8 protein-coding genes are annotated in these 6,854 nt (G+C 45.7%); 1 reads left to right on the forward strand and 7 read right to left on the reverse strand.

The window, feature by feature from the left end; genetic code table 11:
- Positions 1-162 precede the first annotated feature (162 nt).
- The 7 genes from ACLQ6D_RS03140 to ACLQ6D_RS03170 all read right to left on the reverse strand — a co-directional run bounded on the left by ACLQ6D_RS03140 (position 163) and on the right by ACLQ6D_RS03170 (position 5,768).
- Positions 163-453: a type II toxin-antitoxin system RelE family toxin gene (locus ACLQ6D_RS03140; protein ID WP_411725809.1), complete on the reverse strand. Its 291-nt coding sequence runs from the start codon at positions 451-453 to the stop codon at positions 163-165.
- Positions 443-691, reverse strand: a complete 249-nt coding sequence (locus ACLQ6D_RS03145; protein ID WP_411725810.1) for a type II toxin-antitoxin system Phd/YefM family antitoxin — start codon at positions 689-691, stop codon at positions 443-445. Before ACLQ6D_RS03145 ends, ACLQ6D_RS03140 begins: the two co-directional genes overlap by 11 nt.
- 147 nt (positions 692-838) lie before the next feature.
- Positions 839-1,846, reverse strand: a complete 1,008-nt coding sequence (ftsX, locus tag ACLQ6D_RS03150; protein ID WP_411725811.1) for a permease-like cell division protein FtsX — start codon at positions 1,844-1,846, stop codon at positions 839-841.
- 3 nt (positions 1,847-1,849) lie between these two features.
- On the reverse strand, positions 1,850-2,506 hold the full coding sequence (gene ftsE, locus ACLQ6D_RS03155) for a cell division ATP-binding protein FtsE (RefSeq protein WP_411725812.1): 657 nt from the start codon (positions 2,504-2,506) through the stop codon (positions 1,850-1,852).
- A gap of 24 nt (positions 2,507-2,530) precedes the next feature.
- A complete protein-coding gene (ftsY, locus tag ACLQ6D_RS03160; RefSeq protein ID WP_411725813.1) occupies positions 2,531-4,462 on the reverse strand; it encodes a signal recognition particle-docking protein FtsY in 1,932 nt (643 codons plus the stop codon).
- A 9-nt stretch (positions 4,463-4,471) separates the two neighbouring features.
- Entirely contained in the window at positions 4,472-5,065 is a 594-nt protein-coding gene (locus ACLQ6D_RS03165; RefSeq protein WP_411725815.1) for a hypothetical protein, read from the reverse strand.
- Positions 5,058-5,768 (reverse strand): SURF1 family protein, encoded by a 711-nt coding sequence (locus tag ACLQ6D_RS03170; protein WP_411725816.1) that lies wholly within the window; start codon positions 5,766-5,768, stop codon positions 5,058-5,060. Before ACLQ6D_RS03170 ends, ACLQ6D_RS03165 begins: the two co-directional genes overlap by 8 nt.
- A 443-nt stretch (positions 5,769-6,211) precedes the next feature.
- Here ACLQ6D_RS03170 and ACLQ6D_RS03175 point away from each other — a divergent pair, with 443 nt between their 5' ends.
- A complete protein-coding gene (locus tag ACLQ6D_RS03175) occupies positions 6,212-6,613 on the forward strand; it encodes a clan AA aspartic protease (protein ID WP_411725817.1) in 402 nt (133 codons plus the stop codon).
- Positions 6,614-6,854: the final 241 nt, after the last annotated feature.

A 6,854-nucleotide genomic window follows, 5' to 3' on the forward strand; every position in this document is an offset into this window, starting at 1 on the left:
AAATCCTTCAATAAACAGGGCCTAACAATCAAAACTGGCCTCAAAACGACCATCTTTTCGGATAATTCAAATATTTTCAGTGTCTTCTCAGTAAGGCGGTTTAAATTACGATTAATAGAGATTCCCTAATGGCCACCCGTCCGGCTCGGATACGACACAAGATTAATCACGAAGTCTTGATAGTGCTACATCGTATATTTCATTTCTGTCGCGTTTACCTACGGCAATGACAGTTACGGTAACTGTTTTGTCCTCTACAGAGTATACGAGGCGATACCCAAGTTGGCGCAGTTTGATTTTATAGATATTCTTGGCTCCTGACAAAGCGGCAGAAGGAATGTGGGGGTTTTCCAGGCGTTCTTTTAGTTTCTTTTTAAACTGATCTTTGATCGTGTGTGCAAGCTTGTCCCATTCTTTGAGAGCAGATTTTTTGAATTCCAATTTATAGGTCATCGAGCGCAACCTGAATGGATTCTTCGTGTTGTCGCTCCTTAACAAGCTTTAACAGCTCGATGTCATCAATCAGTTCCACCATGGCTTCATAAGCAGCAGCGGGTACACAATAGAAAGCTGGCTCATTCCTGTTTAATACGGCAATAGGCATCCCATTACCACTAGCGACAACCTTCATGGGGTTAGCCTTTAATTCAGAAATGCTTGCTGCAATTTCGGTAAGTACTTGATAGGTCATTTGTCTGCCAGATATAATATTTTATGAAGACCTAATTATAGGTCTAATAACAGGTTTCGTAAAGCGCAAAAACTCCAGCGCTATCTGGTTTCAAAATACAAGCTTCACTGTCCCCTTTGGGTCGGTAACTGACCGTCCTCGACTTGGTTATTCTGGCTGCAATTGTTTGACCTGAATATGCAGGACTAGCCATGAACCGACCACAGCCAAAAGGGTAGACGTAGCCAGCAAGACGAGGGTTTCCAGGTAGCTAAAAAACAGCAAATGAAATGCGCCCTCGTATAAGCCGGAAAGGTTTTCGACGGACTGCCTTAGAATCAGCATCATAATGGTCACAATAAACCACGCGACCACGCCAGAGAGAGAACCTATCCAAAACCCGGTATATAAAAACGGCCTTTGTATAAAACCATTCGTAGCGCCGACCAGTTTGGCAATAATCACTTCCTCACGACGATTATGTATTTCCAGGCGAATCGTATTGCCGACGATAAAGAACACGGCTAACCCCAGCACTAAGGCGAGCAGAATAGCGCCTAAGCGGGCTGTGGACACTATGGACTGCAAACGCTCAACCCAGGCGAAATCCATCTGGGCAAAATCAACTTTGGTAGATTTTTTAAAATTCTCAAATAGATTTGTTAATGCTTGTTTGTCTACCAGCGCATCCTTGGGCAAGACCTCTATAACGATGGGAAGAGGATTTTTTTCCAACACATCAATTGCGTCACCAAAACCGCTATAGCCCTTGAACTCCTCCATCGCCTGTTTCTTGGTAATCACTTTCACGTCCTGTACGTTCGGGTTTTTGCGGATCGTATCTGCATATTGCTTGGCATGGGCTTCAGAAATTTCATCCCGCAAAAACAAGGAAATTTGGTTGCTGGACTCCAAGCCTGCGGTCAGTTGCTGTAAATTGACGACGACCAGATAAAATCCGCTAGCCAGTGCAATTGCGATAGCTAACACACCGATCGTCATCGTCGAGGTAAAAGGCGTAGAAAACAAGCGCCCAAGACTTGAAAACAATGCCTGCGCGTGTTGATCCCGATAAGCCTTCAATCGGTCGGTAAAGCTGCCGCCCGCACTTTGCGTCTGGCGGACATCCTGCTTTACTGCCTTGGCTTTACGAGGATATTTGTCAATCTGCTTCATCGCTTAACCCGCCACCAATTGACCGTGATCCAGCCTTAAGACGCGATGGTTCATTTGTTCTATCAGGGAAATATCGTGGGACGCAATCAGGATGGTAACGCCAACTTTTTGAAACTGTTCAAATAATAACATGATTTCCGCAGACAATTCCGGATCCAGGTTACCGGTGGGTTCATCCGCAATAATCATGGGCGGCTTATTGACGACTGCCCTGGCAATACCGACACGCTGTTGTTCCCCGCCCGACAAGCCCAACGGAAATTTTTTTTCTTTCCCTAATAAACCGACCTTATCCAAGGCCGCACGTACTCTCCGTGAAATCTCATGATGCCCGTAGCCTGCTATGACTAAGGGCAAAGCGACATTATCAAACACTGTCCTGTCCTGAAGCAGCTTATAATCCTGGTAGATAAAGCCCATTTTTCTGCGTATATAAGGCACATGGCGCTCTTTCACCGAATTGAAGTTGTGCCCGTCCAGTACAATTTGGCCTCGCGTAGACCGCTCCATCAACGCAATCAATTTCAATACCGTACTTTTACCCGCGCCTGAATGCCCAGTGAGAAATGCGATTTCACCTTGCCGCAGATGAAAACTGACATTCCGCAGGACATCTCCCGTCTCGGCATAGCGCTTTGTGACATTTTCAAACTTTAGCATGGCTGGTTTCAATCTTTAACAAGTTCAGTCTTTGACGAACAAGGCATCAACAAAGGTTTCCGCATTAAAATCCTGCAAATCATCAATGCCTTCACCTACACCTATGAAGCGGATGGGAATGCCCGTCTGCTTGGCGAGCGCAAAAATGACACCGCCTTTTGCCGTGCCATCCAGCTTGGTCAGGACTAGGCCAGTCAAACCAATCGCTTCATTAAATAACTTGGCTTGTGAAAGCGCATTTTGTCCCGTGCCTGCATCCAACACCAGTATGACTTCATGGGGCGCGGTTTCGTCCAGCTTAGCCATGATGCGTTTTACTTTTTTCAATTCTTCCATCAATTTGGACTTGGTGTGCAAGCGCCCGGCGGTATCCGCGATCAGGACATCCACACCTTTTGATTGCGCTGATTGAATGCCGTCATAAATAACGGACGCGGAATCAGCCCCGGTATGCTGCGCCACCACATGAATATTATTACGCCGCCCCCAGATTTGCAACTGCTCAACCGCCGCCGCCCTGAACGTATCACCCGCCGCCAACATCACACTATGCCCTTGTGCCTTCAAGCGTTTGGCAAGTTTGCCAATGGTCGTCGTCTTGCCTACACCGTTCACCCCGACGACTAGGATAACAAAGGGGTCTTCCTGTTCAGGAATCCGTAGAGGCTTGCTGCAAGGCGCAAGAATACTGAGTAATTCTTGTTTCAAGGCTGATGTCAACGCCGTGCTGTCACCGAGTTGCTGGCGTTCAAGGCTTTGGGTAAGGCGATTGATAATTTTCGAGGTGACATCAATGCCCACATCGGCCATCAGCAAACTGGCTTCAATCTCTTCCAAAATATCCGCATTAATATTTTTTTGGCCAGGCAAACTAGCCAGAATACTGCCAAGACCTGTCCGGGTACGCGCTAGCTGAGTTTTAAGGCGTAGATAAAGGGATTCAGGGGCGGGTTCTACATAAGGCTCTTCTAGCGCTATTGTTACTGCTTCTGGTGCAAGCACCTTCGGCAAAATGCCCTCAGGTTCTGGTTTGGTCTCGATAACTGCTGGTTCGGGACGTGTTTCCTTAACGGATGGCAGAACCTCAACAAAACCATAACGACTATAAAAACTAATCGTAATCAGCGGCAGCATCAGCAATGCAGCAAAGCCGGTATGGGCAACGACCACCCAGAGTGGCATGGCAAATTTATCGCCGACAACCCCCAAGATCACTTGTACAAATAGCAGAAAACTCAGCCATAACCCGGCTTTTCGTACAGATTTTGAATGTTTTGCTGCGATAGCAACCAGCATTAACCAACTAAATAGAATAAAACAGGCTAGGGCAACTACCCTGTGCAACCAGTTCATCGCAATCTGGGCTTCGACAGAAATATTGCCAGCCCCAGTCATCAAGCCATTCAACGCGCCTTGATAATCCGCTTCCGGCCACCATTGCCCGTTACATTGCGGAAAGCCGGAACAGGCCAAAGCCGCATGATTGACGCTTATCCAGCTACCTAACACGATTTGCAAAAACAGCAACACCATTGAGAAGCGGGCAAACAATACCGGCCCAGTGCGTTCAGCAGCAAGGGAAATACCCCGATCAGTCCGCAGATAAAGCCAGAAAAATAACCAGAAAAGGAGCATTCCCAACGACAAATGTCTTGTTATCAGGATAGCTTGATCAGGCGCTTTTAATATCCCTATCCCTAACGCTATCTGCAAACCCAGCAAACCCGCCAGACAAAAAGACGTTGTCATAGCGGCTGTACGGCAATGGGCTTGCCACCATGACATCAACAGCGCCACCAAGGTAACTGCGGCTAATGCGTATGCAGCCTTAAAATGGGTTCCTTGTGGTTGGATAAAACCAAACAGAGATTCCGATCCCAGCAACTTGGCAAGCGATCCCGCCACAATGACGACCAGCGCCAAAACAACGCCCAGCAGAGTAATTTTTCTATACATTTTCTTCCATCAGCCAATTTGTGAAATTCGCAATAAGTGCATGAGATCACTTTTGACTTTGTAAGGGTCAAAACCGGGTTCGTACTGCATCATCAAATTACCCAGTGGATCCATTAACAACAACATGCCATCCGGTAGTGTGCCGTTCCTGATTTCGGCAATCTTTTTGCTTAATGCTGCGCTGGGCTTAACTTTCAATAACACTTTATCATCTTGCAACCATTGATTTGCCGTTTCCGGCTTGACATCCTTAAAAAAAATGACCGCCCGCCGGGTGCGGGTCAGGTCTTTATTCATCATCAAACGTAGTTGCTTGGTCTTATGAATCGCCGCTAAGCAGATATTATTGCAATCCTCTTGCGGGACTACATTCAACATCAGCCAATGCCCTTGTAATTCAGCGATATTATCGGCAGAAAATGTATCCAACCCTGTTAAATCACTACGTTTGGTTGCCACAACTGGTGTGATAAGTTGCCCCTTATTGGTCTTGCCTTCAATAAAAGATGCTTTTCCGCCTAATATCCAGGCTATCATAAAAGGAATAATAGCCATACCAAAAATCAGCAGCACAAATAAACGATTTTTTTGTTGGTTAATCATGCCGTTTTTTAAAACCATACTTAACAAACAGCACGGTAAGTGTTATTGCCAACAAGAACCATTGTACCGCATAGGCGACGTGTTTTTCCGGCGACATCGTAAGCGGTTCCCGCCATTCCCGCTTAAAGCCATAGCCGGCTTCTTTGTCCAACTCAACCTGAAAGTTGAATAAGGGATAGCCTAGCTGTTTGGCTAACACATCAGTATCAATCACCTGGACTAAAGCGGGCCAGCTATCGGTTGGAATCTCCGCTCCGACCAATTTTAACCCCACTGTGGGAAAACGGTTAATTCGACCTGTCATGGTGATTTCCCTTAGTTCGACATTAACATCTGGCAAATCAGATCGACCCTTACCTAAAGGCAGCCAGCCCCGATTGACAAGGACAGCCTTGTTTTCGTTGTTTAAACGGAACGGAGTCAACACAAAATATCCCACCTTGCCCTTGCTGACCTGATTGTCCAGCAAATACTGATGGTTGCCATCATAATGCCCTACTGCCTGTATAGGTTTATATAAAAGCGCTTCCGCACTGCCCGGCATTGTTGCTGACAGTACCAATTTCTCTGATGACTGACGCTGCTCTTGTAACCCGATTAATGCCCGTTTTTCTTCCGCCCGGTTGAGTTGCCAAACGCCCAGCGTAAGCAAGATTGGCAGTAGGCATAGATAAGCTATCACTGGCACTCGTTTGAAATTCATTACTAGCAATAAATTGAGAATTGAACAATCATGTTTCAAGATAAATTCAGATTTTATCAGACAGATCTAAACACATTGATTATTTCCACTGATTTTCAGTAATCCAGGTTGGTTCATATAAACCAGTCTATATATGTAAGGTCTAATCACCACCTTTACTTACGTTTATTATTCTCTGATAGCTCATTTTTAGTAATTGTGGTGTAGCTGGAATATACGTACCAGCTATTTATTTTCAATAAACTGCAATTCTCAAGTGATTTTCACACAACAGCAAAGGTGACATGATCTTCATTATTCCTGTTGATTAAAAACATTTCCCTGAAGATGAAATCCGACTTCTTTATTAAAATCTTCATCAAGGCTAGTGACACTTCAATAAACAAGCCAAGCCATCCAGTTGATGATAAAGTAATCATAAATCCAATAAGGAGGATGATCACATGGGACTGGTCTATGCAAACCTAACGCTTTCTAATCCTGTTTATCCAGAGTTGTTATCCATTGAATCTCGAGCTTTGGTCGGCTCTGGCGCTTTGCATCTGCGCATCCCTAAGCACCTAGCTCTACAGCTTAAGCTTAAGCCGCTTGAAGACCGGGAAGTCACCCTGGCTGATGGCAGCAAACAACTCAACCCTTATGCAGGGCCGATACAAGTCAAGTTTCAAAATCGCAATGCCTTTGTAGGAGCAATGATTATGGGGGATGAGGTCTTGCTAGGCACGATTCCAATGGAGGACATGGATGTCGTCATCCATCCGGCGACGCGGGAGCTAAGGGTCAATCCGGAAAGTCCGAATATCGCCATGACCCAAGCCAAGTATGCGCGGCAAGGCCGCTTTTGATGCCAAAAGTCGCAACTTTTACGGTAGACTTATTGCCTATGATGTGCCTCGTACCTCGGCATACTCTATGGGCCTATAAATGGGGGTTAAAGGAATTGCTTATGAACAAAGCACACTTGTGCCCTGTGGGTATCGTTCGAGTGCATTACCAGAGTGATGCGCCTCCTGTCGTCGGCACATCCTGTCATAGATAAGTCAATCCCCAAATATTAACTTTAAATAAAAAACTATAGGATTATAC

The organism is Methyloglobulus sp., assembly GCF_046714055.1.
In the GTDB taxonomy this organism is placed as follows: domain Bacteria; phylum Pseudomonadota; class Gammaproteobacteria; order Methylococcales; family Methylomonadaceae; genus Methyloglobulus.